The following is a 14904-nucleotide window of genomic DNA, read 5'->3' on the forward strand; positions in this document are numbered from 1 at the left end:
CGGGACTACTGCGTGCCGTCCGCCGGCAGGCGCTCCGGCAGCCCGAGCCGCGGGAACCGGTCGTCGTGGAAGGTGAAGATCTCGGTGATCGCCCCGCCGGTGACGCGCAGGACGTCGATCGTCAGCGGCAGGTAGGCGCCCTCCTGCTCCCGCCACTGGTAGAAGGCGACGGCGGGCTGCCGGTTCACGGAGGTTTGGACGGCGCGCAGGCCCTTCATGCCCTCGAAGCCGTCCTCGACCCAGTCGTTCACCACCGTGTCGCGGCCGACGTGCAGGCCCGGCGTGGGCGGCATCGAGCAGCGAACGTCGTCCCGCAGCAGTGCGGCGAGCCCGTCGATGTCCGTGGCCACGCTGGCGTCGGTAAAGCGGCGCACCAGCTCGCGCGTCCCGGCGTCCTCCTCGCCGCCGGTCCAGTCCTGCCGCTCGGCGGGCAGGTGCTCCCGCATGCCGGCGCGGGCCCGCTGCAGCGCGCTGTTCACGGAGTTGACCGAGTCCCCGAGGAGCTCCGCAACGTCCTTGGCCGGCCAGCCGAGCACGTCCCGCAGGATCAGCACGGCCCGCGGGCGCGGCGCGAGGTGCTGGACTGCGACCAGGTACGCCAGCTCGATCGTCTCCCGCGCGACGGCGACGGTCTCCGGCTCGTCCTCGTCGCCCGCGGGCAGCTCGTCGAGCAGCCGGTCCGGGTAGGGCTGCAGCCACAGCACCTCGCCGCCGGTCGCGGGCTCCGGACGGCACTTGGCGAGCAGGTCCAGGCAGGCGTTGGTGGCGATCCGGTACAGCCAGGCCCGGAACGTCGATCGCCCCTCGAAGGTCTCCCGCCGCCGCCAGGCACGCAGGAACGTCTCCTGCACGGTGTCCTCGGCGTCCTCGAACGACCCGAGCATCCGGTAGCAGTGCACGTGCAGCTCCCGCCGGTACCGCTCCACCAGCCCCGAGAACGCCGGCTCGTCGACCTCGCCCAGACCGCCCACGCCCAGCTCCCCTAGCCGCGTGTCCGCACTCATCACGTCACCCTTCCGCCTCGTCGTGTCCCGTCATAGGTATGACGGGTGCGGGCGCGACAACTCATCACCAGGGTCGGTCGGCACAGCAACGAGGCTCCCGGCAGTGGCATCTTCCTTGGTCGGCTGCTTGTCTTACCGGAGGCCTCGCCTGACCCGGCCACCGACCTTCACCACGCCACTGACCTGCACCATCAGGGTGGAAATGGCTCGGTGATGGAGCCGACCGACGGGTCAAGAGCTCCGGGCAAGAGCGGCTCGCTAACCTGACCGCCATGAACGCTGCCGGTCCCGTTTCCGCCTTCTCCCACCTTGTTGCCCCGAGCGCCGAGCAACCGCAGGAGAGGGCCGAGGACACGGGCGCAGCAGCGGTCGGCGGGGCGTACCCGCTGTGCGGCGGACAGGTCCGCCAGACCCGTCACGGGACGAGTCCACCCTGACGATCATGCTGCCTTGCGGGTGCGTCGTCTGAGCACCCGTTCCCGATGGTCAAGACCCCGAAGCTCGGCATCACCACCCCGGCCGACGCCGTCGCCGTCATCCCCTACCTGCTGGGCTTCCACCCCGACAACTCCCTGGGGGTCCTGTGCTGGAACACCCACAGCAACTTCGCGGCCCGGCTGGACCTGGTGGGCCGCCAGCACTACAGCGACCTGCTGATGCAGGTGCTCGGAATGGTGAGCTGCCGCCAGGCGTCGCCGTCCTACACCCTGGCCTGGCTGCTTCAGCAATGCCTGGACCACGCCGTTCCGCCGAAAGTGATCCGGGAGCGCTTCAGTCTCACACCGGACGCCCTCGCCCAAGCCTGGGGCGACTCCACAGAGACCACCTGACGGCCTCACGCAGGGGTGGCGGGCAGCACCCGGCCACCCCTGCACAGGTCCCACCCCCTGGAGCACTCTTCATCTCCAGAGCGTCCGTATACCTTCCGGGATTCTCCCCGTTGCACGTTTACTCGTCCTCACCTCTGCACGCCAAGGAGTACGCCGGCAGGGTGTCAGTCTTTCTGCGCTATCGCTGTCCGCAGCCGGGTGGTACGCGGCCCCGCGGGCGAAGGCGGCGCGGTGTCGCGGAGCCTGGCCGCTGAGCGGACGAGTGATGCGACCGCCGGTGAGTGACTGCTTGGCGGCCATGCGATCACCGTGGTGACGTTCGGCGCGTCGACGACGGGCACCGCGACGTGTTCGGGCCATTGCCAGGCGCGGCTGGAGGCTGGGATGACGAGCAGCGTCCTGCCGAGCGCCACGAGCTGGGCGAGCTGCGACTGGGTGTGCACCTCCGGTCCGGGCCCGTCCGGGTAAGACCCGTCGAGCCGGGGCCATCGAGCGATCGGTAGGTCCGGCACGTCGCGGACGTCCGCCAGCGTGAGCTGATCGCGTGACGCGAGCGGATGCCCCGCGGGAAGAATCGCGACCTGGCCTTCGACGCAGAGGTCCTCGGTGTCGAACCCGGCGAGGTCGTCGAACGGCCGGTGCATGAGTGCCACGTCGGCGCGCCCGTCGCGGAGCAGCCGTGCCTGCTCGCCGACCTCGCACAGGAGGACCTCGACCGGTGCCGCACCAGGTTCGCTCGCAAGCGCGTCGAGGAGCCGTTGCAGCAGCTCGTGGGACGCCCCGGCCTTCGACGCGAGCACCAGCGGCCGCTTCGGATCCCCGGCACGCCGCGTCCGGCGCGCAGCGGCCGCTACCGCGTCGAGGGCCGCTCTGGCCTCGCGGAGCAGCACCCGGCCGGCGTCGGTGAGCGCCACTCCGCGGCGGTTCCGGTCGAGGAGCCGGACACCGAGCCGCCGCTCCAGCCGGCCGATCGCGCGTGAGAGCGGCGGTTGTGCGATCCCCAGCCGAACGGCGGCGCGTCCGAAGTGCAGTTCCTCGGCCACGGCGACGAAGTACCGGAGCTCGCGGGTCTCGAGATCTTCCACGGACGGAGCCTACCTACTGATACCTGCCGGGTATCACAGCCCACTGAAACGGTGTTGGACCACGAACGCGCGGCTCGCGAGCATAGATCAAATGAACGACACGAAGACCGCGCTGGTCACCGGCGCGAACAAGGGAATCGGCTTCGCCATCGCACAGGGTCTCGGGGCGATCGGCTTCACGGTCGCCGTGGGGGCGCGCGACGATGCCAGGCGCCAGGAGGCCGTCGAGCGTCTGCATGCCGCAGGCGTCGACGCGTTCGGGGTTGCACTCGACGTCACCTCCGACGACAGCGTCGCCGCGGCGGCCGCGACAACCGAGCAGACGGCAGGGCGGCTCGACGTGCTCGTCAACAACGCGGGCATCTCCGGCCGGACCGACGGTGGCGCGCAGGATCCGACGACGCTCGACCTCGACGTCGTCCGCACCGTCCTCGACACGAACGTGTTCGGGGTCGTTCGGGTGACCAACGCGATGCTCCCGCTGCTCCGCCGCGCGGACTCGCCGCGCATCGTGAACGTCTCGAGCAATATGGGCTCGCTGACGCTGCAGACCGGACCGATCATGGCCGCGTACGCCCCGTCGAAGTCGATGCTCAACAGCGTCACCGCACAGTACGCCCGCCGGCTCGCCGATACGAACGTCATCGTGAACGCCTGCTGCCCCGGCTATGTGGCGACCGACTTCACCGGCTTCAACGCGCCGCGCACACCCGAGCAAAGTGCCGCGATCGCAATCCGGCTCGCCACCCTGCCGGATGACGGACCGCGCGGCGGCTTCTTCGACGACGAGGGGGCCGTCCCCTGGTGACCCCCGCACGGACGCGGCCCTGTCATCAGGGTCGCCTCCGGCATCGCTCCACCCCGTTCCCGCGCATGCGCGTGCGGCTCGCCCGACACGGGCATCCCCGTTGATCACAGGCATGATCGTCCACTCTTCGAAGTAGTGGATGATCTCACCGACCACTCACGTCCTCATCGCCCCTACGAGGAGTCGCAACCCGGTGTTGTTCCACACGTACCAGGAGCGGCCCTAGTCCTCACCGCCCCTCACCCGCCGGCGGAGGCGGGCGCCGCCCCCTCGCCGGCGGTGGCAAGCCCGACCCGGCCGTTGCGATCCTCCAGATCGCCACCCGCCACTGCAAGATCGCCCGCTCCTACCAGGCCGCCGTCACGCTGGCCGCTCTGCTGATGTGGCTATGAACGCTTTGACGACACGGCCTAGCCCGGTGCTCTCGGACAGCTGCCGCAGGCCGCGTTTCCGTGACCTGCGGCAGCCATCTCGGTCCGGCGGACCCGGTGGACGCCGGGTCGGGGCGCTCAGCGGCCCAGGCGCTGCTCGGCGAGTTCCTCGTTCATCGCGATGAGGAAGCGCACGATCGTTTTCAGTTCGCCCTCGTCGAATCGGCTCCGGGCGGCTTCGGTGCTCCTGGCCAGCGGGCGGAAGAAAGCACGGGCGACCGCCTTGCCATGCGGCGCGTAGTGCAGGTGGACGACCCTGCGGTCGGAGCCGTCGCGGGTGCGGCGGATGTGGCCGCTGCGCTCCAGGCGGTCCAGGCATGCGGTCACCGCACCGGAGGTGAGGTTGAGGCGCTCGCACAGCCGTCCGGGGGTCAGCGGGCTGCCCTGGTCGTCGCCGTCCAGGATGGCGATCAGCGCCAGAACGTCGGTGTGGTGCAGGTTCTGGGCCCTGGCGAACTCGTGCGCCATGCGGTTGAACTCACTGTTCATCCTGCGCAGTTGACCGGCGAAGGTCTGCAGGTCGGTGGACGGCCCGTCGGGGGCGGGATGACCGTCGGCGCCCCGGGGGCGGTGCGAATCACTCACCCTGCTAGGGTAAGAAATCTCAATCATCAAGAATCTTAATGACTGCAATCAGTTGGGAAAGGCAGGGACAGGACCCATGACGGCCAGGCCGCGAACCGCCCGCTGGCTGATACCCGTGCTGCTCCTGGTCGCGTGGCTGGGCGTCGGCGGCACGCTGGGCCCCTACGCGGGCAAGCTGGGCGAGGTCGCCACCAACGAACAGGTCGCCTTCCTGCCCCAGGACGCCGAGTCCACACGGGTCGTCGAGGCGCAGAAGGCGTTCCGGCAGGACGACGCGCTGCCGGCGATCGTGGTGTGGACAGTGCCGGAAGGGAAGATCACCTCCGCCCAGCAGGCCGCTGCGACGCGTGTGCTCACCTTGCTCAACGGCACCGCGCCGGTCGCCGGCCAGGTCTCGCCCGCCCTGCCCGCCGCGGACGGCGGCGCCCTGCGGGGCGTCGTCCCGCTGCGCGCCGACCTGGAGGACCGGCTCGGGGACGTCATCGAGGACCTGCGCGACGCCGCCGGCCAGGTCACGGGGACGACCGTGCACGTCGCCGGCCCCGCCGCGACCCAGGCCGACCTCAAGAAGGCATTCGCGGGCATCGACGGGATCCTGCTGGCCGTCGCGCTCGGCGTCGTCCTGGTGATCCTGCTGCTGGTCTACCGCAGCCTCCTGCTCCCCCTGGTCATCATCGTCGGGGCGGTCTTCGCGCTCGGGCTGGCCTGCGCCATCGTCTACGTCCTGGCCGACCGGGACGTCGTGCGCGTCGACGGGCAGATCCAGGGCATCCTGTCGATCCTGGTCATCGGGGCGGCGACCGACTACGCGCTGCTGCTGACCGCCCGCTTCCGCGAGGAGCTGGCCGTGCGCGGCGAGCGGTCCGCCGCGGCGTGGGCGGCGCTGCGCCGCTCGGTGGGCGCGATCATCGCCAGCGCGGGCACCGTCGCCCTCGGGCTGCTGGCCCTGCTGCTGAGCGACCTGGCCACCAACCGCGCACTGGGCCCGGTGGGCGCCATCGGCATCGCCTGTGCCGTGCTGAGCACCCTGACCTTCCTGCCCGCCGTGCTCGTGCTGCTGGGCCGGGCCGCGTACTGGCCCGGCAAGGTCGAGCGCAGCACGGACGCCGCCGACGCCGGGCGCGGGATCTGGCGGCGGATCGCCGCCCTGGTGGACCGGGCGCCGCGCCGCGTCTGGACGAGTACTCTCGTGCTGCTCGCCGCCGGCGCCGCCCTGTTCCCCACGCTCGACTCCCGGGGCATCCCGCTGGAGGAGATCTTCGTCAACGACGCCCCCTCGGTCGCCGCGCAGCGCGCCCTGGGCGAGCACTTCCCCGGCGGCTCGGGCAACCCCGCCGTGGTGATCGCCGACGCGCGGCGCACCGACGAGGTCGTCCGGGTCGTCCGGCAGACACCCGGAGTCGCCTCCGCCGCCCCGGTCACCGCCACAGGCGGGGGTGAGCCGCTGGTGGTGGACGGCCGGGTCCGCATCGACGCCACGCTCAAGGACGCACCGGACGGCGATGCCGCCAAGCTGACCGTGGAGCGGCTGCGCTCGGCCCTGCACCAGGTGCCCGAGGTGGACGCCCTGGTCGGCGGATACACCGCGCAGCAGTACGACACCCAGGCCACGGCCGCGCGCGACCGGGCGCTCATCGTGCCCGTGGTGCTAGCGGTCATCCTGATGATCCTCTTCGTGCTGCTGCGCTCGGTGGTGATGCCGCTGCTGCTGGTGGCCACCGTGGGGCTCAACTACCTGGCGACGCTGGGCGTGGCCGCGCTGGTCTTCCAGGGACTGCTCGGCTTCGGCGGCACGGACGCGTCGGTGCCGCTGTACGGGTTCGTCTTCCTGGTGGCCCTCGGCGTGGACTACAACATCTTCCTGATGACGCGGGTCCGCGAGGAGACGGTGCGGCACGGCACCCGCCAGGGCGTCGTGCGCGGCCTGACCGCCACCGGCGGAGTGATCACCTCAGCCGGAGTGGTGCTGGCCGCCACCTTCGCGGCCCTGGTGGTCGTTCCTCTGGCCTTCCTGGCCCAACTCGCCTTCATCGTCGCCTTCGGCGTGCTGCTGGACACCCTGGTCGTCCGGTCCCTGCTGGTGCCCGCGCTCACCCGCGACATCGGCCCGGCGGTCTGGTGGCCGAGCGCCCTGTGGCGCGCCGAACGCCGGACGCCCGACCGCTCCGACACCGCCAAGGCGGCGGTGAGCACTAGAGCGTCCCGATAGAACACAGGAACTCCGCCCACAGGCCCACCAGTCCGCCACAGCGCACACCACACGCACGCCGCGGCATAGTGGGGGCGTGGGGACGATCATGCGGGCTTATCGGCATCCGGATGACCTGCGGGCGTTGCAGGGGCTCGTCCGGCGGGTGTGGTCGCCGGGCTGCCAGTACCACGTCGGGGATCTGGCGTGGCAGCGGCGGCAGCACCTGGGCCGGGAGGGCGAGTGGCCCACGGCGTTGTGGGAGCAGGACGGCGTGGTCGTCGGCTGGGGATGGGCCGAGCTGCCCGGCTTCCTCAACCTGCTCGTGGACCCGGCGCGCCCGAACCTCATCGACGCCGTCCTGGAGTGGTTCGACGGCGTGGCCACCGCAGGTCCGCTCACTGTCGTGGCCCTCCAACACGACACCCGTCTCGTGGAGGCGCTCGAACGGCATGGGTACTCCAGGAAGCAGACCGAGGTCTATTCCCAGTACATGTACCGGCCGCTCACGGGACTCCCCGAGCCCGGCTCCCCGCCGGGATTCACCGTCCGTCCCGTGAGCGGCGAGGCCGATGCCGCGCGCCGGGCCGCCGTGCACCAGGCGGCATGGCACCCCTCACGGGTCACCGAGGACAGCTACCGCACCGTCATGGCCGCCTGGCCTTACCGGGCCGACCTCGACTGGGTCGTCGAAGCCCCAGATGGAAGGTTCGCCTCCTACTGCCTCATCTGGTACGACGGGCACAACCGCGCAGGTGAGATCGAGCCCGTCGGCACCGACCCGCAGTTCCGGCGCATGGGCCTGGCACGCGCGGCATGCCTGGCGGCCCTACGCGCCCTCCGCGACCTCGGCGCCGACAAGGCGGTGGTCTACCCGACCCGGGGCCACCCGGCATCCCAAGGCGCTTACCCGCTCTACCGCGACCTGGGCTTCATCCCTCACGCCCGTACCCACACCTACGAGAAGCCCTGACACTCCCCACACCGTTGACGTCGCCCTTCGCCGCGGGCATCAGGTCCACGGTCATGGCCGGAATGCCGCCGGCGGCCGACGCGACCAGCAGTTCGGGCCTGCCGGCATGGCCGACCGCCGGAGCGGCGTGCAGCGGCTTCCCGCTGGAGCGCGACGGTCACCGGCTGCTGCTCAATCTCGGACCGGATGGCCGGCGCTACGGCATCAGGAGGAGGCGGCCGAGGGCCGCCCGCTCCTTCAGCAGCCGATGTGCTCGGACCGGCCCGGATGCGGGTGCCGGGAAGGTCACGGGCGAGTCTGGGCCAGCCCGACCACGGACGGCTCCAGGAATTGGCTGATCTTCGTGTACGGGACGCTGCTCCAGCCGTTGTAGACGCACTCGTTGAACGAGACGAAGCCGAAGTCGACCCCGGTGGGCGTCAGCAGCGCCGGGATCTCACGAGGGCGGTCCCCGTAGTCGCGGGCGATCGTGGGGCGGCAGTGGTCGGCGGGCGTCGGAGGACCCGAGAACTTGATCGAGGGGACCGACCGGGAGAGACGGGCGACGCCGGCCTTGGACAGGGTGTCCGGGCGCATGATGTCGGCGGCGGTCAGCGACCTGCCGGTGGTGAGGTCCAGCGTCACCACGACCATTGCGGGGTCGCTGCCGCCTCCCGCATTGACCGGATTGCTGACGTAGTGGCCCACCGAGACGAGCCGGGGACCGCGCAGGCCGATCCGGGTCCGCACCAGCAGCTTCATCCGGCTGACCGAGTCGGCCGGTTCCTGGCGCTGCTGTTGCCGGAACTCGGGGGTCTGCTGGGCGTAGTGCGTCCGGTAGCGGGCGACGGCGTCGTCGATCGGGCGCTGCAACGCCTGGTTGACCCGGCGTTCGAGCGCGGTGTCCTTGAGCCCCCGCACGGTGACGAACTGCGCGCCCTCCACGATGAGGTTGGTGTTCGGGTCGGTGAACGACCGGGTGTCGACCTGGAGGCTGACCTGCCTGACCGCTGGTGCGGGCGGGTCGGCCCTGGCCACCTCGTAGACGGCGAACCCGCCCCCCGCCACGGCGGTCGTGCCCACCACCGCCAGCACCGCCTTGGTCCCGCCCACCTTGGCGAGCACTCCCGCACCGGCCTGGCCGCCGCCCGCGGCAGCGCCCGCCGCCGACCCGCCCTGCACGGCGAGGCCCGCGGCGGTCAGCGGGAACAGCGCTGCCAGCGCGACGGCCGTCGTCGCCATGGCACGGACTCCGCGGGCCTCCCAGTCGGGGCCGTAGACGCGCCGCGCCAGGCGCTCCAGTTCCTCGATGAAGGCCATCGCCCCGGGCGGCCGCTGTTCTGCCTGCTTGGCCATGCCCTGGACGACCAGGGGGCGCAGCGGCTCGGGCACGTCCTCCAGCGGGACGGGTGCCGAACCGTGCAGCGCCATCAGCGCGAGGCGCTCGCCCGCCTCGAATGGGCGGTGCCCGGTGACGCACTCGTAGAAGACGCAGGTGGCGGCGTACACGTCGGTGGCCGGGGTCGCCGGCTCGCGGTTCCACTGCTCGGGGGCCATGTAGTACGGAGTGCCCGCCGCCGAGGCGGCACCGGATGAGACGGCGATGCCGAAGTCGATCAGCTTGCTGCGCCCGTCGGCGGGGACCATCACGTTGGCGGGCTTGTAGTCGCGGTGGACGACTCCCACCGCGTGGGCGGTGGCCAGCCCGAGCAGCGACCCCTTCAGAACGGTCAGCGCGGCCTCCGGCTCCAGCGCCCCGTACCGGGCGAGGATCTCCTTCAGCGACACGCCGTCGACGGCCTCCATGACCAGCGCCGTCCCGTGCTCGCTCTCCACGAGCCGGTACAGCCGCGCCACGTGCGGGCTGCTGACCCGGCCGAGCATCTGCGCCTCGTGCCGGAACCGCCCGCGGTCGTCCTCGGACGCCTCGGCGGCCAGATACTTGATCGCCACCGGCGTCCCCGCCTGTTCATGCCGGGCCAGGACCACCCTGCCCTGTGCCCCTCGTCCCAGCTCGCGCACTTCCCGGAACCCGGAGACCCGCCATCCCGTCACACCAACCCCCTGGACCCATGCCGACATGTCGTTCCACTGTGACTCGCATCATGCAGGCTGGCGGCTTCGAAGGCCCTGCGATGCGAGTGAACGAGATCATTGCGATAGAGCGGAGGAGCCCGGTGCCGTGCCGCCGGCGACCGCCGTGGCGGCTTTGGTCGCGGCGGCGACCCCGCCGGTCACGAAGGTGAACGTGGTGTCGCCCTTACGTACCACCTCGTACGGCCGGTAGGTCACGACGAAGACCGGCATCCGGTACAAGCCGTCGGCGCGGACAAGGGCGTCCTGCTGGTGGTGGGGCCGACCTGCCGGCTGAAGCGTTCGTCCAGGTGGACCTGCGCCGCTTGGCCCCGGCCACCGACGCTCTCACCGGTTGTCAGGCACGCCCGCGCGGCGGCGGAGATGGGTGGACGATGCGGTCGATATCGGCGGGCGATCAGGGCCGGAGCGGTGGCCATGCTGACCGAGGCTGACCGACCCGCTGCGCATGATCAGGCTGCGCTGGTCATAGCGGCGGCGGATCGAGGAGCACAGGTAGTCCCAGCCCGGCTCAGGATCTCGGTCGAGGTCAGGTGGCGAGGCGGGTGATCGCGGCGATCGACCGATCCACGTCGGCCTCGGTCGTGGTGGCGTTCGATACCGAGATCCGCATCAGGCGCCGTCCCCGCCAGGTCGTACCGCCCGCCCAGCAGGTGCCGTCCGCCTGCACCGCCGCCACCACCCGGTCGGTGCGCGCGTCATCGCCGAAGTCGACCAGCACTTGGTTGAGGACGACCTCGTTGGCCACCTCGAACCCGGCCGCAGTCAGGCCGTCGGCGAACCGGCGGGCCAGCGCGCAGCAGCGCTCGACCAGTGCCGCGACCCCGTCACGGCCCAGTTCCCGCAGTCCGGCCCATACGGCGAACCCGCGGGCCCGGCGCGAGGACTCGGCGGTGAGGTCCGCTCCGACCGGTGCGCCGCCGGAGCCGACCAGGTACGCGGCGGCGTATGACATCGCCGCCGCGTGGACCTCGGGACGGGCGCAGAACGCAAACGCCGAGTCGTAGGGGAGATTCAGCCATTTGTGGCCGTCGCAGGCCCACGAGTCCGCCAGTTCCAGCCCGTCCACCAGATGCCGGGTCGCGGGGCCGGCCGCGGCCCACAGCCCGAACGCCCCGTCCACGTGCACCCACCCGCCGTGCCGGTGGACCAGCTCGCACGCCTCCCCGAGCCGGTCGCAGGCACCGGTGTTCACGTTGCCGGCCTGCAAGCACACAATGGCAGGGCCCTGGGGGCCGGCTCGCAGCACCTCCCGCAGCGCCTCCAGGTCGATGGCGCCGTTCGGCCCCACCGGCACCGGCTCCACCACATCCACCCCGAGGCCGAGCAGACGCAACGACCGGTCGATGGTCGCATGCCGCTCCTCCCCCGCGATCACCCGGATCGGCGGCGCCCCCAGCAGCCCGCGCCGTTCCACGTCCCAGCCCACCTCTGCCAGCACCTGGTGCCGGGCGGCGGCGAGCCCGACGGTGTTGGCCGCCTGGCAGCCCGTGACGAAACCGGCCGATGCCGACGACGGGATCCCCAGCAGCTCCTTCAGCCAGGCGCCGGCGGCGGCCTCGGCCGCAATGGCCGCCGGCGAGGTGACGGCGTTGGTCGCGAACTGGTCCCAGCCGGCAGCCAGGATGTCGGCCGCGGTCGCCGCCGGCAACGCACCACCGACCACGAAACCGAAGTAGCGCGGCCCGGCGCTGGCGACCAGGCCGGGCTCGGCAGCGGCGAGCAGTTCGGCCAGCACCCGCTCCGGTGGGCAGGGTGCGGCCGGCAACGGGCCGGAGAACGCCTCGACCAACGCCTCCTGGTCGACCGGCACTCCTACCGGCCGATCCGGCAACGACCGCCGGTAGTCGGCCGCATGGTCGGCGGCCAACCGGAACAAACGGCTCAGTTCCTCCACCGACGCACCTTATCCCCAGGCCCCATCCGCCCGACATCGATCAAGGAGGAGACAGACGGGCACCTGCCGGCCAACCGGCAGGTGCCCGGGAAGCCGTTGAGGCCTCCACTGACCGCCCCAAAGCGAGCGACGTGCTCGCCACCAGCGTTTTCACTGATATCCAGCTGGTGGCGAGCACCTCAGAAGTCCCAGGGTCTCAGGTCGGCCTAGACGTTGAGGCTACGGCCGATGATCTCCTTCATGATCTCGTTGGTCCCTCCGTAGATCCGCTGAGCGCGAGCGTCGGCGTACATGCGGGCGATGGGGTACTCCCGCATGTAGCCGTAGCCTCCGAACAGTTGCAGACATCGGTCGATCACCTGGCACTGCACGTCGGTCAGCCACCACTTGGCCATCGCGGCCGTGGCCGCGTCGAGCCCGCCGCGCAGGTGCCGCTCGACGCACGAGTCGGCGAACACCCGGCCCGCGTGGGCCAAGGTGGCGCACTCGGCCAGTTCGAACCGAGTGTTCTGCAGCTCGATCAGCGGTGCGCCGAACGCAGTGCGCTGTCTGGTGTAGGCGATGGTCTCGGCCACGGCGGCCTCCGTGGCGGTGACCGCCGCCACGGCGATGATCAGCCTTTCCTGGGGCAGTTGCCGCATGAGGTAGGAGAAGCCGCTCCCCTCCTCGCCGAGCAGGTTCGCGGCCGAGACCCGGACCTGCTCGAAGAAGAGCTCGCAGGTGTCGGCCGAGTGCTGGCCCACCTTGTCGAGCACCCGGCCGCGCCGGAACCCGGCGCAGTCGCGGGTGTCCACCACCAGCAGGGAGATGCCCCGGTGCCCAGCGGCCGGATCGGTCGAGCAGACCACGATCACCAGGTCGGCGGTGGAGCCGTTGGTGATGAAGGTCTTGGCTCCGGACAGGACGTACCCGTCCCCGTCGCGGACCGCGCGGGTGGCAACGCTCGCCAGGTCCGAACCGGTGCCCGGCTCGGTCATCGCGATGGCGCCGATCAGTTCGCCGGAGGCCATCCCCGGCAGCCAGCGCCGTTTCTGCTCCTCGGTGCCGTAGGCGAGCAGGTAGTGGGCGACGATGCCGCTGTGGACCATGTTGCCCCAGCCCAGCTCCCCGATCCTGGCCTGCTCCTCGAACACCACCAGATCCGCGTCGAAGTCGGCGCCGGCCCCGCCGTACTGCTCGGGGACCGAGCAGCACAGCAGGCCGGCCTTCCCGGCCTTGGTCCAGAAGCCGCGGTCCACGTGCCGCTGCCGTGCCCAGCGTTCCCTGTGCGGTACGGCCTCGGCCGCGAAGAACGCGCGGGCCGTGTCGCGGAGCAGGTCGAGTCCGTCGCTCCGCCAGGAAGAGACGTACATCCCGCTCCCTAGTTGGTGAAGCCGCCGCCGCACACGAGCACCTGGCCGCTGATGTAGTCGGACTCGGGGATGGACAGCAGGTAGACCGACCCGGCGGCTTCCTCGGGGGTGCCCGCGCGGCCCAGCGGGATCATCGTCTCCATCGCCGTGAGCAGTTGCGGGTTCACGCCGACCCTGATCTGGCGGCCCTGCACGTCGATGCTGGCGTTCCCGTCCGCGCTCGCCTCGGTGAGCCGTGTGGTGATCAGTCCGAACGCCACCGCGTTGACGTTGACCTTGTAGCGGCCCCACTCCTTGGCCAGGGTCTTGGTCAGGCCGACGATCCCCGCCTTGGCCGCGGAGTAGTTGGCCTGCCCGGCGTTGCCGCCCAGCCCCGCGACCGAGGAGATGTTGACGACCTTGCGGTGGTGGTCGGCGGGGGTCCGCAGGTACGGCTGGGCGGCCCGCAGGATCTGGAAGGGCGCCTTGAGGTGCACGTCGAGGATGGCGTCCCACTGCTCGTCGGTCGTCTTCTGGATGACCGAGTCCCAGGTGTAGCCGGCGTTGTTGACGATGATGTCCAGGCCGCCGAAGGTGTCGATCGCCGTCTGGACGAACCGTTCGGCGAAGCCCGCCTCGGTGACGCTGCCGACGCACGCCACGGCGCAGCCGCCGGCGTCCATGACGGCGGCGACCGTCTCCTCGGCGGGGGCGGGGTCCAGGTCGTTGACGACGACGTCGGCGCCCTCGGCGGCGAACTTGAGCGCGATCGCCCGGCCGATCCCGCGGCCGGAGCCGGAGACGATCGCGGTCCTGCCGGTCAGTGTGGTCATCGGTCGTCCTCTCGTCCGGCCGGCAGGTCGACGACCGCCGTGCCGCGCAGGGTGGTGGTGCCGTCGGCGAGCGTGACGGCGACGTCCAGGTGGGCGGCGCCGTCCTCGATCGCGGTAACGGTGCCGGTGCAGACGGGTTCGGCGTACAGGGGGGTGACGGCGGTGAACCGGACGGCCAGGGCACGGATGTTCTCCTGGCGGGTCCAGCCGGTGAGCAGCCGCCCGAGATAGGCCATGGACAGCATGCCGTGGGCGAAGACGTCGTCCAGCCCGGCCGAGCGGGCGACGTCCAGGTCGATGTGCATGGGGTTGTGGTCGCCGGAGGCGCCGGCGTACAGCGCCAGCGTCGTGCGGCTGATCGGGGGGACCTTCAGCGGGGGCAGTTCGTCCCCCGCCCTGATGTTCGGGTTCACTGTCCGGCCTCGGGGTTCTGGACGACGATGACGCTGGCGAGCTCGGCGATGGGCACGGCGTCGCGGGTCACGTCGATGCTGCGGACGATGAACTCCAGCGCTCCGCCGCGCTTGGCGTACACGTCGCCGATCCGGGCGGCGAGGGTCAGCCGGTCGCCCGCATGGGCCATCGTGCGGTAGGTGAAGCGCTGTTCGCCGTGGAGCACGCGGCGCAGGTCCACGCCGAGCCCATCGAGCCAGCCGAAGGGGTCGGGGCGGTCCATCTCCAGGCAGAACAGGAAGGTCGGCGGGACCGGCAGGTCAGGGTGGCCCGCCGCGCGGGCGGCATCCACATCGGTGTAGATCGGGTCGGTCTCGCCGATCGCGTGGGCGAACGAACGCAGCCGGCCCCGCTCGACGTCCACGGTCAGTTCCGGCGCCGTGGTGCCGATGACGGAGGTGTCGATGGCCATG

14 protein-coding genes are annotated in these 14904 nt (G+C 71.4%); 4 read left to right on the forward strand and 10 right to left on the reverse strand.

Translation table 11 applies throughout. The annotated features are described in order from the left end of the window. Window positions 1-5 precede the first annotated feature (5 nt). Window positions 6-1004 carry an RNA polymerase subunit sigma-70 gene (locus tag C4U03_RS35550; RefSeq protein ID WP_103944211.1) on the reverse strand — a complete coding sequence of 333 codons (999 nt, stop codon included), beginning with the start codon at window positions 1002-1004 and terminating at the stop codon, window positions 6-8. Between the two features lie 482 nt (window positions 1005-1486). Here C4U03_RS35550 and C4U03_RS35555 point away from each other — a divergent pair, with 482 nt between their 5' ends. After that, complete coding sequence (locus tag C4U03_RS35555; protein ID WP_103944212.1) at window positions 1487-1834, forward strand: DUF4192 family protein; 348 nt, start codon at window positions 1487-1489, stop codon at window positions 1832-1834. Window positions 1835-1998: 164 nt separating this feature from the next. Here the strand turns inward: C4U03_RS35555 and C4U03_RS35560 are convergent, their stop codons facing one another. After that, window positions 1999-2919 (reverse strand): LysR family transcriptional regulator, encoded by a 921-nt coding sequence (locus C4U03_RS35560; protein WP_103944213.1) that lies wholly within the window; start codon window positions 2917-2919, stop codon window positions 1999-2001. Window positions 2920-3010: 91 nt separating this feature from the next. On the opposite strand from C4U03_RS35560, the gene C4U03_RS35565 reads away from it, so the two are divergent. Next, window positions 3011-3727: an SDR family oxidoreductase gene (locus tag C4U03_RS35565; RefSeq protein WP_103944214.1), complete on the forward strand. Its 717-nt coding sequence runs from the start codon at window positions 3011-3013 to the stop codon at window positions 3725-3727. 509 nt (window positions 3728-4236) lie between these two features. On the opposite strand, the gene C4U03_RS35570 is transcribed toward C4U03_RS35565, so the two are convergent. Continuing rightward, entirely contained in the window at window positions 4237-4743 is a 507-nt protein-coding gene (locus tag C4U03_RS35570; RefSeq protein WP_235018340.1) for a MarR family winged helix-turn-helix transcriptional regulator, read from the reverse strand. Window positions 4744-4819: 76 nt separating this feature from the next. Here C4U03_RS35570 and C4U03_RS35575 point away from each other — a divergent pair, with 76 nt between their 5' ends. Further along, a complete protein-coding gene (locus C4U03_RS35575) occupies window positions 4820-6952 on the forward strand; it encodes an MMPL family transporter (protein WP_103944216.1) in 2133 nt (710 codons plus the stop codon). Window positions 6953-7028: 76 nt separating this feature from the next. After that, the gene (locus C4U03_RS35580; RefSeq protein ID WP_146087640.1) at window positions 7029-7904 is read left to right on the forward strand and encodes a GNAT family N-acetyltransferase; all 876 of its coding nucleotides are present in this window, start codon (window positions 7029-7031) and stop codon (window positions 7902-7904) included. 285 nt (window positions 7905-8189) lie between these two features. Here C4U03_RS35580 and C4U03_RS41475 read toward each other — a convergent pair whose 3' ends face one another. The 7 genes from C4U03_RS41475 to C4U03_RS35610 form a co-directional block, all read right to left on the reverse strand. After that, window positions 8190-9938 carry a serine/threonine-protein kinase gene (locus tag C4U03_RS41475; RefSeq protein ID WP_200827691.1) on the reverse strand — a complete coding sequence of 583 codons (1749 nt, stop codon included), beginning with the start codon at window positions 9936-9938 and terminating at the stop codon, window positions 8190-8192. A gap of 96 nt (window positions 9939-10034) precedes the next feature. Continuing rightward, complete coding sequence (locus C4U03_RS40810) at window positions 10035-10190, reverse strand: hypothetical protein (protein ID WP_160147207.1); 156 nt, start codon at window positions 10188-10190, stop codon at window positions 10035-10037. 316 nt (window positions 10191-10506) lie between these two features. After that, complete coding sequence (locus tag C4U03_RS35590) at window positions 10507-11874, reverse strand: pyridoxal phosphate-dependent decarboxylase family protein (protein ID WP_103944218.1); 1368 nt, start codon at window positions 11872-11874, stop codon at window positions 10507-10509. Between the two features lie 206 nt (window positions 11875-12080). Then, the gene (locus C4U03_RS35595; protein WP_103944219.1) at window positions 12081-13226 is read right to left on the reverse strand and encodes an acyl-CoA dehydrogenase family protein; all 1146 of its coding nucleotides are present in this window, start codon (window positions 13224-13226) and stop codon (window positions 12081-12083) included. An 8-nt stretch (window positions 13227-13234) separates the two neighbouring features. Then, the gene (locus C4U03_RS35600; RefSeq protein ID WP_103944220.1) at window positions 13235-14038 is read right to left on the reverse strand and encodes an SDR family NAD(P)-dependent oxidoreductase; all 804 of its coding nucleotides are present in this window, start codon (window positions 14036-14038) and stop codon (window positions 13235-13237) included. Then, window positions 14035-14451 (reverse strand): MaoC/PaaZ C-terminal domain-containing protein, encoded by a 417-nt coding sequence (locus C4U03_RS35605; protein WP_200827692.1) that lies wholly within the window; start codon window positions 14449-14451, stop codon window positions 14035-14037. The genes C4U03_RS35600 and C4U03_RS35605 overlap by 4 nt, the downstream gene beginning before the upstream one ends. After that, window positions 14448-14903: a MaoC family dehydratase N-terminal domain-containing protein gene (locus tag C4U03_RS35610; RefSeq protein ID WP_103944221.1), complete on the reverse strand. Its 456-nt coding sequence runs from the start codon at window positions 14901-14903 to the stop codon at window positions 14448-14450. Before C4U03_RS35610 ends, C4U03_RS35605 begins: the two co-directional genes overlap by 4 nt. Between the last annotated feature and the right edge of the window lies 1 nt (window position 14904).

The organism is Thermomonospora echinospora, assembly GCF_900108175.1.
GTDB lineage: Bacteria > Actinomycetota > Actinomycetes > Streptosporangiales > Streptosporangiaceae > Thermomonospora > Thermomonospora echinospora.